The sequence below is a fragment of the Streptomyces sp. NPDC057136 genome (assembly GCF_042670885.1).
In the GTDB taxonomy this organism is placed as follows: Bacteria; Actinomycetota; Actinomycetes; order Streptomycetales; family Streptomycetaceae; genus Streptomyces.
Genome location: NZ_JBHUUV010000011.1, coordinates 15,859 through 39,674, shown reverse-complemented (window position 1 = coordinate 39,674; position 23,816 = coordinate 15,859). Strand labels below are relative to the sequence as shown.

Below are 23,816 nucleotides of genomic sequence, written 5' to 3'. Positions count from 1 at the left end.
GCTGTTTATCTCGATTTGGTGACGTCGTCAGTTCTCGGCGGACTCCGCGTACACCTGGGAGAGCTCGGGGCTGCCCGACATCGCCCAGTCGAGACCGGCCTCGACCACGTCGATCTCACGCCCGGAGTCCAGGCAGACCACGGGCTGGCCGCTGGGCCGGATATGCCACACGGCACCGGGCACGTTACGCACGAGTACGGTGCCGAGATAGAGGCCCGCGTCGTTGCCGAGCCAGGGCAGCTCCTCGGGATCGTCGCGCCAGCGGGGCGGGAGCTGATCGAGTGCGGTCAACGAGGCGGGACTGTCGTCCAGTTCGAGTCCGTTCTGCTCAGCTCGGACACGCAGCAGCTCGCATTCGGCGAGCAACTCGGCCACACCGGCCGGGTCGGCTTCGACGGCGGCCGCGAGAGCGACCCCCTGCGTACCACCCTGACGCTTACGCCAGTTGTCCAAGAAAGGGATGTTCATACCACTAGGGTCCCATCCCTGCCGTGTTCCGCACCACAGGGCGCGCGGCCTATTCCGACCTGAGACCTGACAAGTCGGGGCAGACCTGTGTGAACCAGGTGAAGCAATGGCCGGTCGCAGGCCGGAGTGGGCCCGCGCTTAGGGTTTGGGCATGATCACGCAGTCATATCTTTCCGAACTCTTCTCCCTGGACGGCCGCGTCGCCGTGGTGACCGGCGGCAGTTCGGGCATCGGCAGGTCCATCGCCGGCGCCCTCGCCCATGCCGGTGCGAGCGTGGTGATCGTGGCCCGCCGGGAGGCCGAACTGACCGCCACGGTCGACGAGCTGACCGCCGACGGCTGCCGCGCGGCCTGGGTGAGCGCCGACCTGGGCACCTCCGAGGGCGTCCGCGCGGCCGCCGACGAGGCGGCCTCGGTGTTCGGGGAGCCCGACATCCTCGTCAACTGCGCCGGGATCAACCTGCGGCCGCCGATGGGCGAGCTCGGCGAGGACGTCTGGGACACCACGATGGCGGTGAACCTGAAGGCGCCCTATCTGCTGGGCGAGCGGTTCGGGCCGGGTATGGCGGAGCGGGGCTTCGGCCGGATCATCCACATCACCTCCCAGCAGGCTCACCGGGCGTTCGTCAACAGCGGTGCCTACGGGGTCTCCAAGGGCGCACTGGAGTCGCTGGCCCGCTCGCAGGCGGAAGCCTGGTCGCCGCACGGAGTCACCTGCAACACCCTCGTACCCGGCTTCGTGATGACGCCGCTCAACACGCGGCTGTCTTCGGACCCGGAGAAGGTGGCGGCGCTGGCAGCGCGCACGATGGTCAAGCGCAACGGGCTGGCGGAGGACTTCGCGGGTGCGGCTGTGTTCCTGGCGAGCAGCGCCTCCGCCTACGTCACCGGACAGTCACTCTTCGTCGACGGCGGGTTCTCCGTCCACTGAGTGCGTACGGGCCTCGGCTTCGGCCTCGGCGTCCACCGCTTCGGCGATGGTCGCGGAGGCCGCGTCCTTGTCGATGCCGAGGCCGGTGAGCACACCCGATCCGCCCTCGAACTCCAGCAGGGCGAGCAGGATGTGCTCGGTCCCGACGTAGGTGTGCCCCAGCCGCAGGGCCTCGCGGAAGGTGAGCTCCAGGACCTTGCGCGCACCGGCGTCGTACGGGATGAGTTCGGGCACCTCGTCGACACCGGCCGGCAGGGCCGCGGTCGCGGCGTCACGAGCGGCCTTCAGCGATACGCCCTGGCCCACGATCGTCCGGGCGGCGAGCCCGTCCGGCTGACCGAGGAGTCCCAGCACCAGGTGTTCGGCCCGGACTTCCTCGCTGTGTGCGGCCTGGGCCTCGTTGTGGGCACCCGCGGCAACATTCCTCGCGGACTCGGTGAAACGGCTGAAGCCCTGACTCGGGTCGAGGGCGGGCGCCTCCCCCGGCGCCTTCGCCACGAACCTCTTCTGAGCCGCCTGCCTGGTGACCCCCATGCTGCGGCCGATGTCGGTCCAGGAGGCACCGGAGCGCCGCGCCTGATCCACGAAGTGGCCGATGAGGTGGTCGGCCACTTCACCGAGATGGTCCGCGGCGATCACGGCTCCGGAGAGCTGTTCCAGCGCGTCGGGATGGGTTTTCCTGACGGCCTCGATCAGGTCGTCGAGACGGATGGGGCGCACGGCACGGACTGGATGTGTCATACGTCAACCGTAGGTTGACGTATATGGGCACTGTCAACCCACCGTTGACAGTGCCATTATGGTGGTGCCGAAGGGGCAGCAGCCACGCAGGGAACGGGAATGGGGCTTCGCGATGGCCGACGGTACGGCGCACGAGGGCGGCAGCGGCGACAACGACGGCGGCATGGTCGTCTACTGGCGGCCCGGCTGCCCGTACTGCATGAAGCTGCGGCTCCGGCTCCGCTTCTCCGGACTGACGTACACCGAGGTGAACATCTGGCGGAACCCGGATGCCGCCGCCTTCGTACGGTCGGTCGCGGACGGCAATGAGACCGTGCCGACCGTGACGGTCGCCGGCCGGGCCATGGTGAACCCGTCCAAGCGGCGGATCACCGACGCCGTACGGTCCCATGCGCCGCACCTGCTGCCCGACGCGAAGAACACCTAGGACCCGCCGCTGAGACGCGGGGCCCCGGCCCCTCGCTCAGAGGTCGAGGTCGACGACCACCGGGGCGTGGTCGGACGCGCCCTTGCCCTTGCGCTCCTCGCGGTCCACGTAGCTGTCCTTGACGGCGGCCGTGAACGGGACGTTGCCGTAGACCAGGTCGATCCGCATGCCCTTGTTCTTCGGAAAGCGGAGCTCCCGGTAGTCCCAGAAGGTGTACGGGCGGTCGTACTTGAGGGGGCGCGGCATCACGTCCGACAGCCCCTCCTGGCGCAGACTCGCGAGCGCGGCGCGCTCGGCCGGGGTGACATGCGTGGCCCCTTCGAAGAGCGCCGGGTCCCAGACGTCCTCGTCCGCCGGGGCGACGTTGAAGTCGCCGAGGACTGCGAACGGCTGCGAGCCCGCCGCGTCCGCCGCGACGGCCTTCTGGAGGGCCTCGAACCAGGCCAGCTTGTACGTGTAGTGGTCGTGGGCAACCTCGCGGCCGTTCGGCACGTACACCGACCAGAGACGGACCGGGCCGCAGGTCGCCGAGATCGCGCGCGGCTCCTGCACGCCCTCGAAGCCGGGGCCGTCGGGCAGGCCCGTGACGACATCGGCGAGGCCCACGCGGGAGATCAGCGCGACCCCGTTCCACCGGCCCGTGGCGTTGACCGCGGACTCGTAGCCCAGCTCGCGCAGCGCCTCGGCCGGGAACTGCTCGGCGGCGCATTTGGTCTCCTGGAGGCACAGCACGTCCGTGCCGGTGCTCTCCAGCCAGGCCAGCAGCCTCGGGAGGCGGGCGGTGATCGAATTGACGTTCCAGGTGGCGATGCGCATGGCAGTAAACCTAACGCCTCCCACTGACAGTCGCCCGGCTCCCGAGCCGCCCCGCGCCCCCGGCCGGAGTTTCGGCGGTCAGAGTTCGGTGGCCTCGCCGGGGACCAGCCGGCCGTGGTCGGAGCCGCCCAGCTTGCCGATCTGCCTGTCGTAGATCGGGCGCGCGAGATCGGTGAGCAGGGCGTCGTGGATATCGATGGCGCGCCGCGGCCGGACCTCGCGCACATAGTCGATGACCTCGGAGATCTTGTTCCACGGGGCCATCACCGGCAGCATCAGCGTGTCGACCGGACGGTCGGGCACCGTCAGCGCGTCGCCGGGATGGAAGACCGAACCGTCGATCAGGAAACCGATGTTGGTGACCCTCGGGATGTCCGGGTGGATCACCGCGTGCAGCTCGCCGTGCACCTCCACGTCGAACCCGGCGGCGGCGAACGTGTCTCCGTGGCCCACGGTGTGGACCCGGCCGGGAAAGGCCGCGGAGAGCTGCTCGGCCACGCTGCGCAGCGTCCAGATCTCGACGGCCGGATCGGCTTCCATGGCGGCGCGCAGCCGCGCCTCGTCGAAGTGGTCGGCGTGCTCGTGCGTCACCAGGATCGCATCGGCACCTGCCACCGCGTCGCCCTCGGAGAAGCCGCCGGGGTCGATGACGATCGCCCGCCCATCCCTCTCGAGCCGGATACAGGAGTGCGTCTTCTTCGTGAGTGTGAGAGGCGATGCGTCCATGCGCCCATCTTGCTACGCGGGCGGCCTGGTTTCCTCCTGGATCACGGACCTGGCGATGGCGAACGCCGCGCCCGCGGCGGGGATGCCGCAGTACACGGCGGACTGGAGCAGCACTTCCTTGATCTCGTCGGGCGTGAGCCCGTTGCGCAGCGCCGCCCTGGTGTGAGCGGCGAGGCCCTCCAGGTGGCCCGAGGCGACGAGCGCCGTGAGCGTGACACAGCTGCGGGTACGGCGGTCGAGGCCCTCGCGGTTCCAGACCTCGCCCCAGGCATAGCGGGTGACGAGGTTCTCGAAGTCCTCGGTGAAGGCGTCGGACGCGGCGATCGCACCGTCCACATGGGCGTCGCCCAGCACCTCGCGGCGCACCTTCATGCCGCTGTCGTAGCGGTCGTGACGGCCCTCTCCCCCGGCCTCGGGGCCCACGGGGGCCGCGGCGATCTCCGCGACGGGCATGAAAGGGACGGAGAGCGCCGGGACGGAGAGCGCCGGCACGGCGGGCGGCACGGGGATGGGGCCCAGGGTGTCCTGCCAGGCCGTGGAGAAGTGCATGAGGAGCAGGTCGGTGACGGCTCCGGGCTGCTCGACGGGGGCCAGGTGGGAGGCGCCGGGGACGAGCGCCAGCCGGGCGTCGGGTATCCCGGCGACGAGCGTGCGGGCCTCGGCGGGCCCGGTGACATGGTCCTCGGCACCGACCAGGACGAGGGTGGGCACGCTGATGCGGCCGAGCTCCGTCCGCATGTCGAAGGCGGCCAGCGCCTCGCACGCGGCGATGTAGCAGCCGGGGTCGGTGGTGCGGACCATCTGGACCGCCCACTCGACGATGGCCGGCTGGGCGGCCGCGAAGCCGGGGGTGAACCAGGCTTCGGGGGCGGTACGGGCCATCGGCTCCAGGCCATTGGTTCGGACGATCACGCCGCGCTGACGGAACTCGTCGGCGCTGCCGAACCGGGGCGAGGCCGCCACCAGGGCCAGCGAGGCGACCCGGTCGGGGTGGCGCAGCGCCAGATCGGCACCGATCGCGCCGCCGATGGAGCAGCCCGCGTACCCGAAACGCTGGACGCCGAGGCTGTCGAGCGTGGCGAGCAGCCGGTCGGAGAGGTCGCCGACGCCGGTGGCGGGGTGCGCGGGGGCGCCGCCGTGGCCCGGGAGGTCGTACCGGAAGATCCGCCAGTGCTGGGAGAGCTCCGGTATCTGCCGGTCCCACATGTGCAGTGTGGTACCCAGCGATGGACCTATGACCAGGACCGGGGCGTCTTCTGGCCCGTCAAAGCGGTATTTCAGGGTGTTCGGGGGTGTCTCGCTCACCCGTCCGACCCTCTCATCTGTCACGACAGCCCCTATGAGCGGGGTCCTGGTTGCAGCTGTCTGACCAGGTCAAAGACCTCCCGGGCCGCGTAGCGCTTGAGGCAACGGACGATTTCGCGCCGGGTCCTGCCCGCCTTAGTCCGGCGCTCGTGGCGGCCTTAAGCGCGACCCGCAGGCGCGTGTACATAATGCGGTGGAGTGCGGCATGTGCCTGACGGCCGCCGCCGCGGTTGAGGCGACGGGACTGCCGGCGCACTGAGGAACGATCAAGGGGACTGACCCCGCACAGCGCGACGAAGGACGCCTCGCTGTCCAGCCGTGCATCCCCGATGCGTGTCTACTCCCCAACCGCCTCCCCCACAGGCCGACGGCGGAGCGGCTTCGGAGCAGGCGACACACTGGACATAGTCGAACTGAACATGCCCGCCCTCCTTCCGATCCGATGACGTGTCGCGTTGCCGACACCGGGCCGCGTCGGGCGGTCAGAAACGTGAGGACGCCATAACAATCGGCAGGCCCCTATCGGGACACACCCCGCCGGCCCGGCACCGACAACGCACCACCCCGGGCCAAGGGCCGACACTGTGACACCAGGACACCTCGGTCAGAGAAATCACGAGTCAGACCCCCGACCCGGGACAGCACCCACCCATACTCCCGCCCCTCACAACGCATTGCCCTCCGTCTTCAAACCTGACCGTCAATCGAGACCATTCGACAGCTGACGCCCAGTACCGACAACACATGCGCGAACAGGAGCAGTGACTACGCCAGTCGCGGGACTGCGAAACGCTCCGCTCTGTTCCCTAGATGATCAATTCCAAGGGATGCCTGCGGAGGGTGTGGGGTGGGCGGCGGCCAAAGCCACCGCGAGACGGTCAGGCGGCGGGCTGCCGGCCCTGGTTGTCGAGGTGGCAGCGGGCGGTCAGGCGTCAGGGTCGACTTCGGGGTGCGTGAACCGCACGGGCTTGCCCAGCGACCGGGCGTAGGCGATTTCGGCTCGGGTGCTGTCTCCGATGTAGTCGCCGACTACGAGCACCTCATCAGCGAGCCGGATCTTCGCCCGGTGCAGATCGTCGAGTCGAACCTTCAGCGCCTCGGCCTCGGCCTCGACAGGATCGGACCAAAGTTCGTGCGGCGACTTCATGTCACAGCCCGGTTTGACGACAATCTTTCCGGCTTTGGTCTCCCGCAGATCGGCCTCGGTCATCTCGGTCATGAAGCGGGTGGAGCCGCAGATCACGACGATACGCGGGAGGCTCAACAGCTTCTTCGCGTCGGCGAGCTTCTCCTCGGGGGTGAGCAGTTGCGGGTAGGACACTGGTTCCTCCTGGTGGTGTGGTCCAAGGGGTGCCTGCGGAGACGAGAACGAGGGTGCCCAAGATCGTTTTGTGACGAACGACGTGGACACCCTCGCGACAGCACTTTATGCGACGACCGACGACATGCTGAAGGAGCATCCCGACTGGCGCCGTGGCGCCCGCCGGTCGGCATTACGCCCCGCCTGAGCGATGCCGAACTGGTCACCCTCGCCACGATGCAGGCCATACTCGGCTACACCTCCGAGGCCAAATGGCTCCGCCATGCCCGTGCCCACCTGCGCCACCTCTTCCCCTACCGGCCCCAGCAGCCCGGCTACAACAAGCGGCTGCGCAAGGCCGCCGGTCTGATGCGAAGCGTCAACCGGATCCTGGCCACCACCACCTCGATGTGGAGCGACGACGTATGGGTCGTGGACTCCACCCCGGTGGAATGCGGCCGCTCCCGCGAGACCGTCAAACGCTCCGACCTGGCAGGTTGGGCCGAATACGGCTACTGCGCCAGCCACAGCCGCTTCTTCTGGGGCCAGCGCCTGCACCTGGTCTGCACCCTCCAGGGCCTGCCGATCGCCTTCGCCCTGACCGGGGCCAAGGCCGACGAACGCGAGACCTTGCTGGACCTGCTCGCCGCCGAACCGGGTCTGACCGCCGCCGGCCTGGGCAGACGCTGATCGGCGACAAGAACTACTTCGGCCGCGACTTCGAGCACCAGTTGGCCGAGCAGGATATCCGGCTGCTGCGGCCGGCCCGCAAGGGCGAGCCGGAGCGGCCCGGCGCACCCCTGTTCAAGCCGTTGCGGCAAGTCATCGAGTCGGTCAACGAGACCTTCAAGGGCCAGCTCGGCCTCGAACGGCACCGAGGCCGCACGCGGCGGCGACGTGATCGCCCGCGTCATGCAGCGCATCCTCGCGCTGACCGCTGCGATCTGGCACAACGATCACACCGGCCAGCCCGTCCTGCGCTCGCTGACCGACTATGACCACTGACTCCTTGGAATTGATCATCTAGCCGATGGTGACAGCGAGTGACGGGCGCCGTCAACACGACGCGCGAGATGCCAACTCTCTTGTGTCAACGAGCTTTTAAGGCTCTCGATGCTGGTCGCCGAGGATGTGGCGGATGACGGCGAGGCTCTCCGGGTCATCGCCCCGACATGGGATGGTCCGGTGCCCTGCCCGGTGTGCAAGGCACCGACGGGGAAGATGCACGGCTATCGCCTCCGGACGGTGGCTGATGTAGCGGCGGACGGTCGGCAGGGCATGGCCCGGGTCCGGGTGCGGCGCCTGGTCTGCCTGGTCCTGAACTGTCGGCGGCAGACCTTCCGCGAGCAAGTTCCTGGGCTGATCGAGGGCCTTCGCCGACGATCAGTTCGCTTCGGGCCCCACGGGGACGGCGCGGCCGACCCATGTTCCGTTGAAGTCGTACGCGGAACCCTGCCGGGCCGCGCCTCGCGCCCACATTAGTGACCGAAGACAGCTCGGGGTTTGGCCCTTCGCTCAGGGAGTAGTTGTCAAATCCTGTGGATCGGCTGAGCTCGTTCATGCCGCGAGGGTCTCGGGACGCTCGATAGGGTGGCCGCGTTCGAACCGGGCGCCGGCGCGGACCAGGGCGACGAGGTGGGGTGCGTTCACGACCGGGATGTCGTCGAGGGAATCGACCATGGCGTACACCTCGGCGGCCGTGACGAGGTTCGGCACCGGAGTGTTGTCGGGTTCGGCTTGCGCCGCCGCTCGAACCGCCTCGGCCTCGTTGCTCACGTCGACCAGTGCTGCCGGGTCGATCCCCGCAGCGATCGCCGCTTGGAACCACCGGAGCTTGGCTTGAGCTTCGTCCCGTCGCTGCCGCGCCTGGTCATGGTCGCCGGTCTCCCGTGCACCACCCTGCGACTCGACCAGCGCCTGAACGGTCCGATCAAGGTTCTCCGGCGCGAACGCCGTCCCGATCCACGTGTTCAGCGCGTCCACCAACGGGTCCGCCGACGCGCGGGGAGCGCACCCGCACAGCGCCGCTGGCGACGGAGTCGATGACCTGTTGGACCGAGCCGGCGGCGATGATGTGACCGCGGCCGATCACGAGGAGCTGGTCGGCGGTCTGGGACATCTCGCTCATCAGGTGCGAGGACAGGAACACGGTCCGTCCCTCGGCGGCCAGGTCGCGCACCAGCTGGCGAACCCACTGCACGCCCTCGGGGTCGAGCCCGTTGACCGGCTCGTCGAGGATGAGCGTTCGGGGGTCACCCAAGAGTGCGGCGGCGATGCCCAGGCGTTGGCTCATGCCGAGGGAGACCCGCCGACGCGCTTGTCGCGGCCCCGGCCAGGCCGGTCATCTCGATGACCTCGCTGACGCGGGAGGTCTTGATGTTGTGGGTTGCGGCCATCGTGCGCAGGTGCGAGCGGGCGCTGCGGCCGGGGTGCACGGCTTTGGCGTCGAGCAGGGCGCCGACCTCCCGCAGCGGGGAACGGTGCTGCCCGTAGGACTTGCCGTTGACCGTGACGGTGCCCGAAGTCGGCCGGTCCAGTCCCATGATCAACCGCATGGTCGTGGACTCGCCGGCACCGTTGGGACCGAGGAACCCGGTGACGGTGCCGGGCGCGATGGTGAAGCTGAGGGTGTGCACGGCGGTCTTGTCGCCGTAGCGCTTGGTGAGCTGGTGTGCCTGGATCATGACCGGGGACCTACTGGGCGTTCGGTGGGGACTGGCGGACCTGATACGTCGGCTCGTCGTGGCGGGTGCCAGTGACGCGGACGACGACGTTGCCGCGCTTGGGGTCGGTGTCGACGATGCGGTGGGCCTGTGTGCGCGTCCGATGACCTGACCTGCCGGTAGGGGCCTTGGAAGGCCCCTACGCGACGTCCCAGTGGTAGTTGGTGTCCCACCGCCAGGAGGCCCACACCGCGGCACCGAGGCAGATGGCTCCGAACAGGACGGGGACTGCTCTTGGGTTCACGCTTGCTGCTGGGCGCGAACGGTTTCACGGTCCGGGCTGGTCGCCATGGTCGCCGACGGTGTGGTGCGGGGCCAGGTCCAGGCGTACCGCAGGATGAGGGCGAGAACGATCACTTCCAGTGCGACGCCAAGGCCGTAGAAGTACGTCCAGGACTCGCCCACCGCGTTGAATGCCGCGAAGGGGACCTGTACCGAGGCCACGATGAGGTTCGTGATGCGGTTCGCCCGGGCGGGCAGCGTCATCGACAGCACGACCATGAGGATCGGGATCGCCATGAGCGCGAGGAAGGCGGTCAACAACGTCTGGCTGATGTCGAACTCCCAGACGACGCCGACCTCGATGTCATCGATGACGCCGGGCTTGAAGAAGGCGAGAATGTCCACGTAGACGTACAGGAACATGAAGCTTGTCCACGCTGCGGCGAGCTTGGCTCTCACCGGGATCCGCGGGTCTTCCAGTGCGGTGGCGGTGGGTTGACGTGTTCTCATCGTAGGCTCCGTTGTTGTGGTGAGAATCGGTAGGTCCACGATCGCTGAGCCCGGCGGCGGGCACATCAGCGTCGAGGCCGGACCCGCCTCGGCCGTTGGGAGGAGCGGCGTCTCGTTCTTTCGGTCGGTCCCCGACGCCTCGGCGGTCCCTAGGCTGGGTGTGTGACCACCAACGCCCTGAGCTCGCTGTGGGCCGAGCCCCGCGCCACGGACGCTCCCGAACGGGTGTCGCGCGACTGGGTGCTGGTCGGGGTGTTGATGGTGACGGCGCTGCTCGAGGGAGTCCTCCGGGACGACGTCGCCTGGCGGCCGTTCGCGACGATCGTGGCGGTCGGACTTGCGCCGGTGCTGCTGTGGCGGCGTACCCACCCGTTGGCCTGTGTCGTGGTGGCCTTCGGCACCGTGATGGCGTTGGGACTGGCCAGCCTGCTGGGCGGGGCCCCGAGCGTGGGCCTCGACACGATGATCTACATCCTGGTGCTCGTCTACGCGCTGGTCCGCTGGGGCTCAGGGCGCGAGATCGTGATCGGCCTGGCGGTGGTGGCGGTCGCTGCGGGAATCGGTACGGTCGCCGACTACACCGGGCCGGCCGACGTCATCGGCGGGTTCGCCATCCTGGCGGCGGCGGCGGACGGAGCGGCGTTCCGCTACCGCGCCGAGAGCTGGCGCCGGGCGTTGGACCAGAGCCGCAGCGAGGAGCGGGTCGGCCTCGCGCGCGAGCTGCACGACATGGTCGCCCACCACGTCTCGGCGATCGCTGTGCAGGCGCAGGCGGGCCGGGCGATGGCCGGGCAGCGACCTGAAGCGGCGCTCGAGGCGCTGGCGGTCATCGAAGGGGAAGCGTCGCGGACACTCGCGGAGATGCGGGCGATGGTCCGGGTGCTGCGCGACGGAGCGCCGGCGGAGTACGCCCCCCAGCCCGGCGTTGCCGACCTGGTGTCCCTCGCCCGACGCGCCCCGGTCCCGGTCGTCGACGTAGAGTTGCCAGATGACCTGGACGAACTTCCGCCCCAGGTCGACGCGGCGGTCTACCGGCTGGCGCAAGAGGCGCTGACCAACGCCCTGCGGCACGCCCGCAACGCCTCGCGTGTGGAGATCCGGGTCGTCGGGGGCGCGGGAAGGCTGCGACTACGCGTGACCGACGACGGACAGATCGACCCGGCACGGTCGGTGAACCACGGCTTCGGGCTGCTGGGGATGACCGAGCGCGTGCAGCTGCTCGGCGGCACGCTGCGTGCCGGGCCGGCGCCCGAGGGCGGGTGGACGGTCGACGCCGAACTGCCGACGAAGGTACGCCGATGACGGTGCGCGTGCTGGTGGCCGACGACCAAGATCTGGTGCGCACCGGCCTGTCGATGATCCTTGACGCGCAGCCCGACATCGAGGTCGTCGGCCAGGCCGCCGACGGCCACGCCGCCGTCGAGCTGGCGCATCGGCTCCGCCCCGACGTGTGCCTGGTCGACATCCAGATGCCCGGGCTCGACGGCATCGAGGTGACCGAGCTCCTCGCAGGGCGGGGCGTCCCGGACCCGATCGCGGTAGTGGTGATCACGACATTCGACCTCGACGAGTACGTCCAGGGCGCGCTCCGGGCCGGCGCCCGAGGCTTTCTGCTCAAGGACGCCGGGCCGGCGCTGCTCGTCCAGGCCGTCCATGCCGCCGCCGTCGGCGATGCCCTGATCGCGCCGAACATCACCCGGCGGCTGCTAGCCACCCTCGCCGCCAGGGAACCGTCGAGCCGACGGACCCAACCGATCGAGCCGCTCACCGAACGCGAGGAGGAGGTACTGACGCTGGTCGCCCGTGGCCGCACGAACGCCGAGATCGCCGCCGAGCTATTCATCGGCTTGACGACCGCCAAGACCCACGTCGCCAGCCTGCTGACCAAAATCGGCGCCCGAAACAGGGTCGAGATCGCGATGTGGGCGTACGACACCGGCCGGGTGGGGGACTGAACCGAACCTGACGTGCATGCACGACGACTGGTTCCCGGCCGGGTGGCTGCAGGGCGGCGGCCTGCGCTTGACAGTCGTCCTTGGTGTCGGCAGTGAGTTCAGGCGACGCACCTAACCTCGGGCTTTCACCAGCAGAGCCATCCGGGACCTGATCACAGCCGTGAGAAGCACTCCCACCTGCGAAAATCAGGTTGCCGAGTGTCCTGTTGGACGCAGGACAGGAAGCATTTCTCAGGTGAAGTGGTATGCCAACCCTCGCTCCTGGCGTTTCCCTGCTGGTCTCCGTGGCCGTCTATGCTCGTAGCGATGAGGTCGCCCGCACGGTAAAGAACGGGACCCGGGGTGCGGACAGGGTCGTTTGCCTCTTCACCTTCACGTGATCGAACGTCCGCAGCCAGCCCTCGCAGCGTCACCCGAGCGGACTGTCCGACGGGTGGTCAGATAAGTGGAAAGTGCCTCTGACCAGCAAGAATAGGGATTGTCGAAGTCCTTGTTCCCGCGCCCTTCGGAGGCACTTTCCAGGTGAACAATCGTATCGGGTCCTATCCGCGTGTCCGCGTTGAGGGCAACGGTCGTGGGGTGGTCTCGCAGTCCGGCGCCGTGCTGCTGGTCGAGACGGCCCGCAAGGTGGGGCTGGACGCGGCGACATCGGAGGCTCTGGCTCCGTGGCGCAAGGCGCGTGCGGTCCATGATCCCGCCAAGATCCTGATGGACGTCGCGCTCACCGTGGCCCTGGGCGGGGACTGCCTGGCCGACGTCGCGATGCTGCGGGCCGAGCCGGCCGTGTTCGGACCAGTCGCTTCCGATCCGACCGTCTCCCGCCTGATCGACACCCTCGCCTCGGCCGGGCCCCGCGCCCTCGCGGCCATCCGCCGTGCCCGGTCCGAAGTCCGCCAGCGAGTTTGGAGGTTGGCCGACGACGCGGCCCCGGACGCGGGCCGTGAGGTGATCGTGGACATCGACGGCGTACTGGTCCTGGCGCACTCCGAGAAGGAGGATGCCGCCAAGACCTGGAAGAAGACGTTCGGGCACCATCCGCTGTTCGCGTTCGTCGACCACGGCCCAGACGGCTCCGGGGAACCGGTGGCCGGGCTGCTGAGGCCAGGAAACGCGGGCAGTAACACCGCTGCCGACCACATCGAGGCCGCCCGCCTGGCCTTGGCCCAACTGCCGAAGAAGTACCGGCGCGGCCGCCGCACACTGATCCGCACCGACTCAGCCGGCGCCACCCACGACTTCCTCAACTGGGTCACCACACGCGGCCGATGGCTGTCCTACTCGGTCGGGATGACCATCACCGACGCCATCCACCGGGCCGTGTTCCTGATCCCGGCCCCGGCCTGGACCCCGGCCGTCGAACCCGACGGGCAGGTCCGCGACGGCGCCTGGGTCGCCGAGCTCGCCGGTGACGTCCTGACCGGCTGGCCCATGGGCATGCGGCTGATCGTCCGCAAGGAACGGCCGCATCCCGGCGCGCAGTTGCGCTTCACCGACACCGACGGAATGCGTCTGACCTGCTTCGCCACCAACACCAAGGACATACCGATCGCCCGGCTGGAGCTGCGGCACCGCCAGCGCGCCCGCGCCGAGAGCTTCATCCGCGCCGCCCGCGACACCGGCCTACGCAACCTCCCGCTTCAGCAGGCCACGCAGAACCAGGTCTGGCTGGAGATCGTCCAGCTCGCGCTCGACCTGCTCGCCTGGATGCCGATGCTCGCCCTGACCAGGCCCGCCCGCCGCTGGGAGCCCAAACGCCTGCGGCTGCGGCTGTTCTCCGCAGCCGCCCAGCTCGTCACCACCGGCCGCCGCCGCTACCTCCGCCTTGCCCGCCACTGGCCCTGGACCGACGTGATCACAAGCGCGTTCGCCCGCCTGCACGCCCTGCCAGACCCCGGCTGACCAGCGCCAACACCCCACCCCGACGAACACCCCACCACATCCGGAGCCGTGGAACCCGGCGCCCACCCGACGCGACAGCCGGGCCCTCATCATGTCCGCAGACAGAACCACCCAGCCGGGACAAGCAGAAACGGCCCGCCAGACAAGCTGACGAGCCGTCATGCAAGATCGAGGTTAGCCGACGGAAACTACGGGTTCAGGCCCCGGAAAGTTCGGAGGGAGCCCATGCGGTGTGGCCGTTCCAGAGCACAGCCAGGCGAGATAGCTCGAGAGGCTGCCCTCGTAGTGGAACCAGTCGTCATTCCGCCCAGCCACAACGACTGTCCATTCGTTGGGCCGCCCTTCTGTACGCCAGTAGAACTCGTCCCCGTCTATCGAGCTGCCCCACAGCAGCAACCCTCCCGATTCCGGGAACGCAGGATAGCCACCCAACATTCCCTTCTGCGTCATACCCTCGGCACCAGCGATATCATCTTTCGCCTCCTCGACGAATCCCGCTTCGTCTCCTGGGGCTGGAGACGTCACAAAGAGGAATTTCCCGATCTTCAGCCGAGGGTACGAATCCGCCAAAGCGATGTAGTCGTCTGGCAGCCCAGTCCTCAACCCGTCGAAGATCTCCTGCCAGTTGATGCGCCGTGGAACCACGAGACGCTGCGCCACCAGCCCCGGCAGCGCAATCTCTAGGGATTCGGTACTCAACAGCCACCTCCATTTACGTTCTTGTTTTCTATCCGCACGCTGAACAGTTTACGGGTTGGTGTCGATGCCGTCATGGTGATCGCAGTCGGCCGGTCCACGTTCGGATCGCCATACTCCAGGGCTGCACCGTATGTGACAGGTTCCGTGGCGAGGGCGTCCGCCATTCTGTTCTCACACGTTTTCATTCCGCTCACATTGAAGCGTCGGTATCCCGTGAAGATGTTTTCCGGAATGTTTGCCCCGTTGAACCGGTCTCCAATGATGTGAGACCGGTTAAAGAGGGGATTGCCTCTTGAGTCTTGCTCGTTGACGGGGAAGCCCGGCGGGGTGTACACATCTTCTGTGCTGCGCGAATGCGGAGGCTTGAGGTCGCTGGGGCACATAAGGGCTGTCGCCCCTGTAGCGTTCCCATTCATGAGCGGGAAATACACGTACCGATCTTCTCTCGGCTGGGAATCGCACCTGAAGCGATCCGTAAAGTTGCGGGTGTTCATCTTTTTGCACCCAGCCGAACATGCGAGGGCGTGGAGCGGGTCGTCTCCGTTCCAGATATCTATCGCTGTGCTGATTGCCGCGCCCGCCAGATTCCTCTTGCCTGCAGTCTTCGCCGTATCCCATATGCTCCGACCGGCCTGGGTGCCGGCCGCCTTGGTGGCCGTCTCTACGGCCTCAGGTGTAGTTCGCCGTGGGGCCGCCGGCCACCGTGGCCGACAGGAGCCGGTTGCGGTCGTAGCCGTAGTTGGTGGTGACGTTCTCGACGGTCTGGCTGATGACGTTGGCGTTGTCGTCGTGGACGTACGACTCCGTGCCCGCGCCGGTGCCGGATTTGACGCTCTTGGCGAGACGGCCGGCCGGATCGTAGCTGTAGTCCGTGGTGGAAGACAGGTACGCCGCGTGATCGTCGGTGTTCATCTTCTTCGCCATGTCCTGCGCCTTGTTCCCGTTGGGGTCATAGGCATAGGTGTGCGAGGCGACGAGCGTCGTGCCGTCGGGCTTCTTCTCCGTCGACGTCTTCAGCGACGCGTCGGGGTAGTAGGTGTAGTCGACGGTGTTCTTATTGCCCTTGGTTTCCTGGAGCTTCATTCCGCGGTCGGTGTACGTGTACGACGTGACCTTCGGGGCAGCGTCGTCCGCGTTCTTGCCGACCGAGACCGTCTTGACCAGCTCACGCAGGTCGTAGGTGTACTTCGAGTACTGGTCGGGGTGGGTGACCGTCTCCGGCTGGCCGTCGGCGCCATAGGTGTACGACGTGGCCTTCTTCTCCTGACCGGCGAGTGCCTCGACCACCTTCTGGACCTGATTGAGGCCGCTGTAGGTGACCGTGTAGGCGTCGATCTTCGCTCCGGACGACGTGTCGTCGATGGAGGTCAGGTTGCCGTTGAGGTCGTAGGCGTAGGCGAAGTCCTTCTTCTCGTTGTCCGTGTCACCGGAGTTGTTGCGGACCAGCTTGACGCCGTCGGCGACCGCGATGCCGGTGCTGGACTGGTCGAGCTTGAGCTTGCTGTCCTCGCCCTGCTTGAGGGTGTAGGTGCCCAGGCTGACCCAGGTGCCGGTGTTCGCTGTCTGGTCCTTGGTGAGGGACGTCTCGGTGGTCGTGCCGTGGGCGGGCGTGTACTTCGCGCCCGTGGTGGCACCGGTCACCTTCGGGTACTTCACGTACGCCGTGTAGGAGCCGTCGGCGGGGATGTTCAGCGTCCACGTGAACGCGTCGGTGCCCGAACCGGCAGCGTGCGTGGCGTGGTTGTAGCCCTGCTGGCCGGTGAGGTCTCCCTTGGTCCAGGTGCCGGTGGAGGCGGTGTTCTGGGTGTCTGAGTTGTCGGTCAGGACCACGCTCTGGCCGACCGGGACGCCGTCGTCCGCTCTCGACTTCAGTGAGCCGTCCTGGTAGTACGACCACGTCATGGTCCGGTTCGAGGAACCGTCCGCGGCCGAGATCGTGCGCGCCTTCTGCTTCCCGGTGTCGGTGTAGTCGTAGTCGGTGACGATCGACCACGGGTCGGTGGACTTCTTCACCCAGCCGTTGTCGTAGTACGCGTAGGTGGTGTCGTTGCGGACCGTCTCACCGTCCGAGGGCGGCAGCGACGTCGTCCTGACCCGGCCCAGCTCGTCGTAGTCGGTGCGGGTGTAGACGTTGTTCTTGTTGTAGCGGGCGTCCGCCGGGTCGTAGGGCTGGTACTGCTTGACGGGGCGGTTCAGCGCGTCGTACTCGGTGCGGGAGGTGAATGCCTCCGTCGAGCCGGCCGCCGTGCCCCGCGGGGTGATGACCTTGGTGACGTTGCCGACCTGGTCGTACTCGTACTTCATCGACCGCGTCTTGCTGCCGTCGTAGGGGGCCTTGACCTCGGCCTGCTTGCCGCGTGCGACCGTCAGGCCGTCCTTGTCGTAGCCCTGCTGCGTGAATTTGCCCGCCGACGTAGATGACCTGCATGTACGGGCGCAGCTGCGGGTCGGCTTACGCGAAGGCATGGTTCGCCCGCAAGCGCGGTCTCACCGGCAGCACGAAAGCCGCGACCGAGTCCCGGATGCGCAGCCACGCCTATCCGGAGATCGGCTCGCGGAAGATGCACACCTTCGACAGCTTCGTGGTGGAACGCTTCATCACCGCCATGAAACGCACCGACGTCGGCGCCGCGACCCAGGCACAGGTTTTCCTGCGGGTGAAGGGAATCCTCAAGGACGCGCACCGGCGCGGCATCATAGGTCTCGACCCGCTGCTCGATGTCAGCCCGCCGGAGTACCGCCCGAGCCCGACCGTGATCCCCACCAAGGAACAGGTCGGCCTCCTGCGCGTGGCCCGCGACGACGACACCTTCCGCCTCATCGTCGACCTCATGGCCGGCATGGGCCTGCGCAACGGCGAGGCCCTCGCCGTCAACGTGAACAACATGGTCGCCAAGGACGTGTACCGGGTCCACCAGCAGGTACACGACCGGACCGTCACCCTGGAACCCCTCAAGCACAGGAAAACCGGCGAATTCCGTGAGGTACCCCTGCCCTCCTTCGTCCGCGAAGGCATCGAACAGTACGCCGCCACGCACGGAACCTTCGCAGGCGGCTACCTCCTCAAAACCATGCCTCCCAGCACCGGAAACGCCTTCCTCTCACCCACCACCCTCAGAAGATGGTGGACCCAGCTCCAAAAGCAGAACCCGAACCTCGTCCCCGACGGGATGACCATGTACAGCTTCCGCCACTACTTCGCCTCCAACGCCCTCGGGCAAAACATCCCCATCACAGACGTCGCACACTGGATGGGACACTCCGACATCAACATCACCTTCCGCACCTACCGACACCTCCTCCCCGGCTCCGTCTCCAAAGCCGCCAAACTCCTCAACAACGGCCTCGACTTCCACACCACGACGGCAAAGACACCCGAGGTCGCGACCGCGGCCTGACCTGTCAGCCTCCATCCACCACATGAATCCTGCATCGTGGATTTTGGCGGTCTTTCCGGATGTGGGCAGGTGGAGATTCCGGGTGGCCGTCCCGGTGGCGAGTTCTCTGATGTCTCTCTGGCCGTGGGCGGGCGTTGACCCTGCAGGGGCATTGCGCGATTGGGAATGGTCCGGTTCGCCGGTTTCATGAGTGACGTGGCGTCATGTCCGTTGTGTGGCGAGAGATTCCGGAGAGCAGAGCAGGCACGGTGCTGGTGATCACGTGGTTGTCGAGACCCATGAGAACGAGCAAGACCGCGCCTGCCCGAACATCATCGCCCATCCCTTCCACGCCGTTCGTCCCGACCGCGGAAGGGGGGCCTCATGCGAGTCCGACGCCGTCTTCCCAGTACGTACGCCAGTAGTTAACTGGCAGCCGGTGCAAGTGCGTGGCGGTGCCCGTGGGGAGATGGCCCGACGCGAGCGGCCCTGCCGCGAAGCACCCCTGCGCATGTAGCAAGATGAGCGAGCCCCGCCGGTCAACGACTCGTCGTTACGGCGGGCCCCGCACATCCCGGACTCGAGCAGCAGGTGGCAGCAAGGTGACGACACATCACATATCGGGCGTACGCCCCCTTCCCGGCACGACGGCAGGCAGCCGGTGAACCGGGACCTCACGCTTCACGACTGGATCGTCGCGGGCGTCTGGGTGGCTGTCGGGCTCGCGGCGGGCGTCCTGCTGCGCATCCTCCTGCGCTGGCTGAGCAAGCACGCGACCCGTACCCGGTGGAGCGGGGACGACGTCCTCGTCGACGCGCTGCGCGCGCTGGTGCCGATCGCGGCGCTCGCGGGCGGAGTGGCGGCCTCCGCGGCGGCGCTGCCGCTGACCGGCCGGGTCAACAACGCCGTCAACGAGATCCTGACGGTCCTGCTCATCCTCGCCGCGACCATCACCGCGGCACGCGTGATCACCGGCCTGGTGCGGGCGGTCACGCAGTCCCGTTCCGGTGTCGCCGGATCGGCCACGATCTTCGTCAACATCACCCGCGTCGTCGTCCTGGCCATAGGCTGCCTGGTCGTTCTGCAGACCCTGGGCATCTCCATAGCTCCGCTGCTCACCGCCCTCGGTGTCGGCGGTCTCGCGGTCGCCCTGGCTCTCCAGGACACGCTCGCCAATCTCTTCGCGGGCATCCACATCCTCGCCTCGAAGACGATCCAGCCCGGCGACTACATCCGTCTCACCAGCGGGGAGGAGGGTTACGTCGTCGACATCAACTGGCGCAACACCGTCGTACGCAACCTCTCCAACAACCTCGTCATCATCCCGAACGACCAGCTCTCCAGCACCAACATGACCAACTTCAGCCGCCCGGAACAAGAGATGACCCTCACCGTGCAGGTCGGCGTCGGCTATGACAGCGACCTGGAGCACGTGGAGCGCGTCACCGCCGAGATCGTGACCGAGGTCATGACGGAGGTCGAAGGCGCGATGCCCGAGCACGAACCCGCCGTCCGCTTCCACACGTTCGGGGACTCACGGATCAGCTTCACGGTAATCCTGGGCGTGGGTGAGTTCAGCGACCAATACCGGATCAAGCACGAGTTCATCAAGCGGCTGCACAAGCGCTACCGCGTGGAGGGCATCCGCATTCCCTCCCCGGCGCGTACCGTCGCCCTCCAGCAGAACGGCGTGGCGATTCCCCCGCAACGCGACGGATCCCTTTCGATCCTGTAGAACGTCGTGGCGGGGCGGTCCTACCAAGGCCGCCCTCTGCCAGGGTCATTACGTAATCGGGATCTGTCCGGGTTCATCACGTGAGGCCGAGGGGAAGAAGATCAGCGGGGAGGTCCGTTCCTGGCGGCTTCACCTGCGGATCGGCCTCACCTTCGCCGAACTGGCCCGCAGGATCAACCCGATCGTGCGCGGCTGGATGCAGTACTACGGAGCGTTCTACCGCTCCGAACTGCTGCCCCTCCTGCGGCGTATCAGCGCCTACCTGATGCGCTGGATCCGCAAGAAGTACAAGCGATTTCGGTCGTTCAAGGCAGCCCACAGGTGCTGGCAGCGCATCACCAGCCGGCATCCCAGGCTCTTCGCCCGCTGGGCATGGACACCGTGTTTCTGGTGATCAGCGTGACAAGAGCGGAGTGACGGGAGACTGTCACGCTCCGTTCTGTGGGAGCCCGGGGGTGAGACTCCCTCGGGCCACCCGACCACGCTTTCTCGGTGTCGGGGTCGCTCTTGCGGGGACGGGAACGTACGGGGGTACCTCGTCCGGGGCGACGTTCATCCGGATGACTGCGGTCGGCCTTTACCTGGTGCGTTCTTGCCTTTGCCGTGCCCAGGCAGTCAGGTGCGTGGATCGCTGATGTCGTCTTCCATGCAGCGGGACGAAGACGTGGTCGAGGTGTGGGATACGGGCACGCGATGTGGCCCCACCCTTCAGCCGAAGGCCGCCGTACGGAGGTAGGCGTATTGCCCTGAGCCGAGGCAGCCCCGTGAGGTTTTGGCGGCGCCGCTGCCCGTGCCGTAGTGGATGACGGTGGCGCCGGCCCGGGCTGCGGCCTCGACCAGGTGGTAGAAGAGCAGCTCGAAGTAGAGCGGCAGCCTGCGCTGGGCGGCATAGTCGAACCCGGCGCGGTGCGCGAACCAGCGGTCGTGGTGGACCACGATCAGCGCGAAGCCGATGATCTCGCCGTCGAGGCGGGCGGTGGCCGCCAGCGCGTCCGGACCGCAGGCGCCGAGCGCGCGCTCCAGGATGGCCGCGGAGCGTGCGGGGGTCCAGGCACTCATTCCGTACTTGCCGAGGAGTGTGGCCTCCAGCTCCGCGAAGCGGGGGATGTCGGCGGGTTCGAGCGGGGCTATGGCGATCTGGACGCCGGCATCGCGCACCGCCCGGCGTTCGGCGCCGATCCGGCGGCGGCGGTGCGCGGAGAACCCGGCGAGGTACTCCGCGAAGCCGCCCTGCGGCACCAGCAGCCAGTGGTAGCCCTCGGAGTGGAAGGAGCGGTAGCCGCGGCGGGTCAGCAGGGTCCGCAGCGCGGTGTCGTGCTCGTCGACGTGAAGGAAGGCGACGCTGCGCAGTCCCTCCTCGTCCGCCATACGCTCGGCGGCGCCCAGCAGGCGTACGCCGGTGGCGTCGTGGCCGTCGTGGCCGTCGTGGCCGTCGCGGCTCAAGAGGGTGGTGCGGCCGAGGTGCCGCCCTCCGCAGACGAGGCCGGGCAGTAGGGCGTCGGTGAGGTCGCCGGGAAGGTCCGCGGCCAGTTCCTGTGCTCCCTGCCGCCCCTCTTCCGCGCACAGCCGCAGTACGGTGTCGGGCCGGCCTGCGAGCCACGGGGCATCCGCGTCGGCGACCGCGGTGGCCAGTGCACCGGCCAGGCCCTCGCCGTCGGTGAGGGTGAGATAACGCATGGCCGCGCCGGAGGTGTCCTCCGCCACGTCGAGCCAACGGGTCGCCAGATAGGCGTTGTCGGGACCGGCGAGACGGTCCCAGGACGTGCGGGGAAGGTGCGCGGCCCGCCGGACGACGCCGAGCGCGGGGGGAAGGGCGGATACGCCGCCCGGGGTGGGCTGTTCGTGCGTCAGGCTAGGTGACGGGGGTCTTCGGTCGTCGCGTTCGGCGGTCCGGATGTCCACGTCCGGTGTGTGCATGGTGGTCTCCTCATCAGCGCCATGGCGGCCGGTGACGTCGCGTACGGGCCGTCGGCCGGTCGGCCCCCGGAGCCGTCGGCGTGTCCCGTCGGCCGGTCTCTGCCGGTTGAGCCGTTTCTGCTGGTCGATGGCGCCGTGCCGTGAGGCCCTTCCCATGACGGCGTGCCGCAGGTCCGCGCAGGTACCGCACGCCCCGACGGGATGGGGTCGCCGTACGAGGCGTACCTGGGCGGGCGGAGCCGTCATGGGGCAGAGCGCAGAACGTGGGCGGAGCGGGCGTAGCGCCCCGCGGGGCGCAGAGGAAGGGGTACCGCACCGGCACACGGCGGGAGGGCCGGGATCAGGGGCGCGGGGCGGGACAAACCGCAGCGAAGGTGGTCGTGTCGTCACCTGCGGCGCGGTGGCGAGGACAACGTAGGGCAGTGCCGTGCGGCGACGCAAGCGCCCGTATGCCAGGAAAGGGACGTCACGCCGCTGTCGTCGCGCGTCGGCGGATATCAGCAGCAAACCGATGGGAGAGGTGACCTGCCGCTTTGCCGGGAGATTCCTGATGTTTCCCCAACTCCCGTACACCTCCAGACTTTTCGTGTCTCTTCACCCGCTCTCCGTCCCCTCTCGCCCGCTTGCGGCGCTCCCGTGCCGCCTCTAGCATCGTCGCGCTCCCGGCAGGACCCGGGTGGCGTCGTCCCGCACCTCGGAGACCGCCGCCCACAGGGCCCCGTCGTGGGTGTGCGCCGCACCACGGTCCCGTGCCGTCACGGGGCCGCGCCCCCTGAAAGGCACTGGTGATGGTCGGACCACCCCGTTCCACCGCCGGCGGAGGCGAGGTGGGCGCCCTGCGCCTGCTGCTGGCCGCCCAGGCGCTGAGCCAGCTCGGTTTCCGTCTGCTGGGATTGGCGATGCCACTCCTTGCGACCACTACCCTGCACGCTTCCGCCTTTGAGGTCAGCGCCGTCGCGGCCTGCCAGACGGCGGCGTTCCTCGTCATCGGGCTGCCCGCGGGGGTGTGGGTGGACCGTATGCGCAAGCGGACGGTGATGATCGCTTCTGACCTCGGCCGCGCCGTGGCCCTGGGCAGCATTCCGGTGGCGTGGAGCCTGGGCACCCTCGACGTGCTCCACCTGTGCGCGGTCTCCCTCGTCACCGGCATCCTCACGGTCTTCTTCGACGTCGCCGAGCAGAGCTACCTGCCGCATGTGGTCGGCGGTGACCGCCTCGTCGCCGCCAACGCCCGGCTGATCGGCGTCGAGGAGGTGGCGGGCGTGGTCGGCCCCAGTGCCGGCGGTCTGCTCATCCAGCTTGTGACCGCGCCCCTTGCGATCGTCGCGACGGCAGTGGGCTACGTGTGGTCCGCCCTGTGCGTCGCCCTGATCCGACGGCCGGAACCGCTTCCGCCCCGCAAGGACCGCCCCAGGCTGCTCCGGGGTGTCGCCGAGGGCGTGCGAGTGGTGACGCGGGACGCGCTGCTGCGGCCCATCGTGCTGTGCTCCACGACGATGACCCTGTTCTGGAGCATGTCCTACGCGATGCTCCTGGTCCTGCTCGCCCGCGATCTCGCGGTGCCCGCGACCACGGTAGGTCTGCTGCTGACGGCGGGGAGCCTCGGAGGCGTCCTCGCCACGCTCGTGGTGCGCCGCCTCATCGAGAGGCTGGGGGACGCGACGGCGGTGAAGTACAGCGTCGCGTGCGGCGCCCCGCTCACCCTGCTCGCCGCGCTCGTCCAGCCAGGGTGGCGGCTTGCGCTGGTCAGCGTCTCGCTGTTCGGGCTGGGCGCGGCGCTCGTCGTCTACAACGTGGCCCAGGTCAGTTTCCGCCAGCGGACCGTGCCGCCAGACCTCCTGGGCCGGGTCAACGCCACCGTGCGGTTCTTCGCCTGGGGGGCACGCCCCATCGGCAGCCTCTGCGGTGGTGTGCTGGCCGAACTGTTCGGTGCCCGGGGCGCAGTGCTCACGGGGGCGGTCGGCACCTCGCTCGCCTTCCTTTGGCTAGTCCTCTCCCCGCTGCGCCGGATGCGGACCCTGCCGACCGGCCCGCCCTCCGGCGAACCCCTGGCGGTCACCTGACC

At 68.3% G+C, this 23,816-nt stretch carries 22 protein-coding genes and 3 pseudogenes; 11 read left to right on the top strand and 14 right to left on the bottom strand.

Annotated features, from left to right (window positions below):
* Window positions 1–27: 27 nt before the first annotated feature.
* Window positions 28–468, bottom strand: coding sequence for a DUF6278 family protein (locus ACFT7S_RS16125; protein ID WP_382731996.1), 441 nt, complete (start codon window positions 466–468; stop codon window positions 28–30).
* A gap of 151 nt (window positions 469–619) precedes the next feature.
* Here ACFT7S_RS16125 and ACFT7S_RS16120 point away from each other — a divergent pair, with 151 nt between their 5' ends.
* Window positions 620–1,399 (top strand): SDR family NAD(P)-dependent oxidoreductase, encoded by a 780-nt coding sequence (locus ACFT7S_RS16120; RefSeq protein WP_382731993.1) that lies wholly within the window; start codon window positions 620–622, stop codon window positions 1,397–1,399.
* Here ACFT7S_RS16120 and ACFT7S_RS16115 read toward each other — a convergent pair.
* Entirely contained in the window at window positions 1,364–2,140 is a 777-nt protein-coding gene (locus ACFT7S_RS16115; protein ID WP_382731990.1) for a Clp protease N-terminal domain-containing protein, read from the bottom strand. The genes ACFT7S_RS16120 and ACFT7S_RS16115 overlap by 36 nt on opposite strands.
* Window positions 2,141–2,198: 58 nt before the next feature.
* Between ACFT7S_RS16115 and ACFT7S_RS16110 the strand changes: the two genes are divergently transcribed.
* Window positions 2,199–2,567, top strand: coding sequence for a glutaredoxin domain-containing protein (locus ACFT7S_RS16110; protein ID WP_382731988.1), 369 nt, complete (start codon window positions 2,199–2,201; stop codon window positions 2,565–2,567).
* Window positions 2,568–2,603: 36 nt separating this feature from the next.
* Here the strand turns inward: ACFT7S_RS16110 and ACFT7S_RS16105 are convergent, their stop codons facing one another.
* From ACFT7S_RS16105 to ACFT7S_RS16085, 5 genes are all read right to left on the bottom strand, one after another.
* Window positions 2,604–3,383: an exodeoxyribonuclease III gene (locus ACFT7S_RS16105; protein ID WP_382731985.1), complete on the bottom strand. Its 780-nt coding sequence runs from the start codon at window positions 3,381–3,383 to the stop codon at window positions 2,604–2,606.
* A 78-nt stretch (window positions 3,384–3,461) separates the two neighbouring features.
* Window positions 3,462–4,109, bottom strand: a complete 648-nt coding sequence (locus ACFT7S_RS16100; RefSeq protein ID WP_382731982.1) for an MBL fold metallo-hydrolase — start codon at window positions 4,107–4,109, stop codon at window positions 3,462–3,464.
* Window positions 4,110–4,121: 12 nt separating this feature from the next.
* Window positions 4,122–5,414, bottom strand: coding sequence for an alpha/beta fold hydrolase (locus ACFT7S_RS16095; RefSeq protein WP_382731979.1), 1,293 nt, complete (start codon window positions 5,412–5,414; stop codon window positions 4,122–4,124).
* Window positions 5,415–5,427: 13 nt separating this feature from the next.
* Window positions 5,428–5,703 carry a hypothetical protein gene (locus tag ACFT7S_RS16090; RefSeq protein WP_382732285.1) on the bottom strand — a complete coding sequence of 92 codons (276 nt, stop codon included), beginning with the start codon at window positions 5,701–5,703 and terminating at the stop codon, window positions 5,428–5,430.
* A 636-nt stretch (window positions 5,704–6,339) separates the two neighbouring features.
* Window positions 6,340–6,735: a hypothetical protein gene (locus tag ACFT7S_RS16085; RefSeq protein ID WP_382731976.1), complete on the bottom strand. Its 396-nt coding sequence runs from the start codon at window positions 6,733–6,735 to the stop codon at window positions 6,340–6,342.
* A 70-nt stretch (window positions 6,736–6,805) separates the two neighbouring features.
* Here ACFT7S_RS16085 and ACFT7S_RS16080 point away from each other — a divergent pair.
* Both ACFT7S_RS16080 and ACFT7S_RS16075 read left to right on the top strand, forming a co-directional pair.
* Window positions 6,806–7,719, top strand: a pseudogene (locus ACFT7S_RS16080) (IS982 family transposase).
* Between the two features lie 108 nt (window positions 7,720–7,827).
* Window positions 7,828–8,106 (top strand): annotated as a pseudogene (locus tag ACFT7S_RS16075) (ISL3 family transposase); the annotation flags it as partial.
* Between the two features lie 165 nt (window positions 8,107–8,271).
* Here the strand turns inward: ACFT7S_RS16075 and ACFT7S_RS16070 are convergent.
* The 3 genes and pseudogenes from ACFT7S_RS16070 to ACFT7S_RS16060 form a co-directional block, all read right to left on the bottom strand.
* Window positions 8,272–8,697 carry a hypothetical protein gene (locus tag ACFT7S_RS16070; protein WP_382731973.1) on the bottom strand — a complete coding sequence of 142 codons (426 nt, stop codon included), beginning with the start codon at window positions 8,695–8,697 and terminating at the stop codon, window positions 8,272–8,274.
* Between the two features lie 19 nt (window positions 8,698–8,716).
* Window positions 8,717–9,398 (bottom strand): annotated as a pseudogene (locus ACFT7S_RS16065) (ATP-binding cassette domain-containing protein); the annotation flags it as partial.
* Between the two features lie 279 nt (window positions 9,399–9,677).
* Window positions 9,678–10,169: a DUF6326 family protein gene (locus ACFT7S_RS16060; protein WP_382731971.1), complete on the bottom strand. Its 492-nt coding sequence runs from the start codon at window positions 10,167–10,169 to the stop codon at window positions 9,678–9,680.
* A gap of 162 nt (window positions 10,170–10,331) precedes the next feature.
* Here ACFT7S_RS16060 and ACFT7S_RS16055 point away from each other — a divergent pair, with 162 nt between their 5' ends.
* From ACFT7S_RS16055 to ACFT7S_RS16045, 3 genes are all read left to right on the top strand, one after another.
* Window positions 10,332–11,471 (top strand): sensor histidine kinase, encoded by a 1,140-nt coding sequence (locus ACFT7S_RS16055; RefSeq protein WP_382731968.1) that lies wholly within the window; start codon window positions 10,332–10,334, stop codon window positions 11,469–11,471.
* Window positions 11,468–12,124, top strand: coding sequence for a response regulator (locus tag ACFT7S_RS16050; protein ID WP_382731965.1), 657 nt, complete (start codon window positions 11,468–11,470; stop codon window positions 12,122–12,124). Before ACFT7S_RS16055 ends, ACFT7S_RS16050 begins: the two co-directional genes overlap by 4 nt.
* 522 nt (window positions 12,125–12,646) lie before the next feature.
* Window positions 12,647–14,023, top strand: a complete 1,377-nt coding sequence (locus ACFT7S_RS16045; RefSeq protein WP_382731962.1) for an IS1380 family transposase — start codon at window positions 12,647–12,649, stop codon at window positions 14,021–14,023.
* Window positions 14,024–14,197: 174 nt separating this feature from the next.
* Here the strand turns inward: ACFT7S_RS16045 and ACFT7S_RS16040 are convergent, their stop codons facing one another.
* The 3 genes from ACFT7S_RS16040 to ACFT7S_RS16030 all read right to left on the bottom strand — a co-directional run bounded on the left by ACFT7S_RS16040 (window position 14,198) and on the right by ACFT7S_RS16030 (window position 17,188).
* A complete protein-coding gene (locus tag ACFT7S_RS16040) occupies window positions 14,198–14,722 on the bottom strand; it encodes an SMI1/KNR4 family protein (RefSeq protein ID WP_382731959.1) in 525 nt (174 codons plus the stop codon).
* Window positions 14,719–15,216, bottom strand: a complete 498-nt coding sequence (locus ACFT7S_RS16035) for a DNA/RNA non-specific endonuclease (protein WP_382731957.1) — start codon at window positions 15,214–15,216, stop codon at window positions 14,719–14,721. Before ACFT7S_RS16035 ends, ACFT7S_RS16040 begins: the two co-directional genes overlap by 4 nt.
* 175 nt (window positions 15,217–15,391) lie before the next feature.
* On the bottom strand, window positions 15,392–17,188 hold the full coding sequence (locus ACFT7S_RS16030) for a hypothetical protein (protein WP_382731954.1): 1,797 nt from the start codon (window positions 17,186–17,188) through the stop codon (window positions 15,392–15,394).
* Here ACFT7S_RS16030 and ACFT7S_RS16025 point away from each other — a divergent pair.
* The 3 genes from ACFT7S_RS16025 to ACFT7S_RS16015 all read left to right on the top strand — a co-directional run bounded on the left by ACFT7S_RS16025 (window position 17,149) and on the right by ACFT7S_RS16015 (window position 20,228).
* The gene (locus ACFT7S_RS16025; RefSeq protein WP_382731951.1) at window positions 17,149–18,120 is read left to right on the top strand and encodes a tyrosine-type recombinase/integrase; all 972 of its coding nucleotides are present in this window, start codon (window positions 17,149–17,151) and stop codon (window positions 18,118–18,120) included. The genes ACFT7S_RS16030 and ACFT7S_RS16025 overlap by 40 nt on opposite strands.
* 640 nt (window positions 18,121–18,760) lie before the next feature.
* Window positions 18,761–19,834, top strand: a complete 1,074-nt coding sequence (locus ACFT7S_RS16020) for a mechanosensitive ion channel family protein (RefSeq protein ID WP_382731948.1) — start codon at window positions 18,761–18,763, stop codon at window positions 19,832–19,834.
* Between the two features lie 55 nt (window positions 19,835–19,889).
* Window positions 19,890–20,228 carry a group II intron maturase-specific domain-containing protein gene (locus ACFT7S_RS16015; protein WP_382732283.1) on the top strand — a complete coding sequence of 113 codons (339 nt, stop codon included), beginning with the start codon at window positions 19,890–19,892 and terminating at the stop codon, window positions 20,226–20,228.
* 314 nt (window positions 20,229–20,542) lie between these two features.
* Here the strand turns inward: ACFT7S_RS16015 and ACFT7S_RS16010 are convergent, their stop codons facing one another.
* Window positions 20,543–21,751 (bottom strand): GNAT family N-acetyltransferase, encoded by a 1,209-nt coding sequence (locus ACFT7S_RS16010; RefSeq protein WP_382731947.1) that lies wholly within the window; start codon window positions 21,749–21,751, stop codon window positions 20,543–20,545.
* 788 nt (window positions 21,752–22,539) lie between these two features.
* On the opposite strand from ACFT7S_RS16010, the gene ACFT7S_RS16005 reads away from it, so the two are divergent.
* Complete coding sequence (locus ACFT7S_RS16005; RefSeq protein WP_382731944.1) at window positions 22,540–23,814, top strand: MFS transporter; 1,275 nt, start codon at window positions 22,540–22,542, stop codon at window positions 23,812–23,814.
* Window positions 23,815–23,816: the final 2 nt, after the last annotated feature.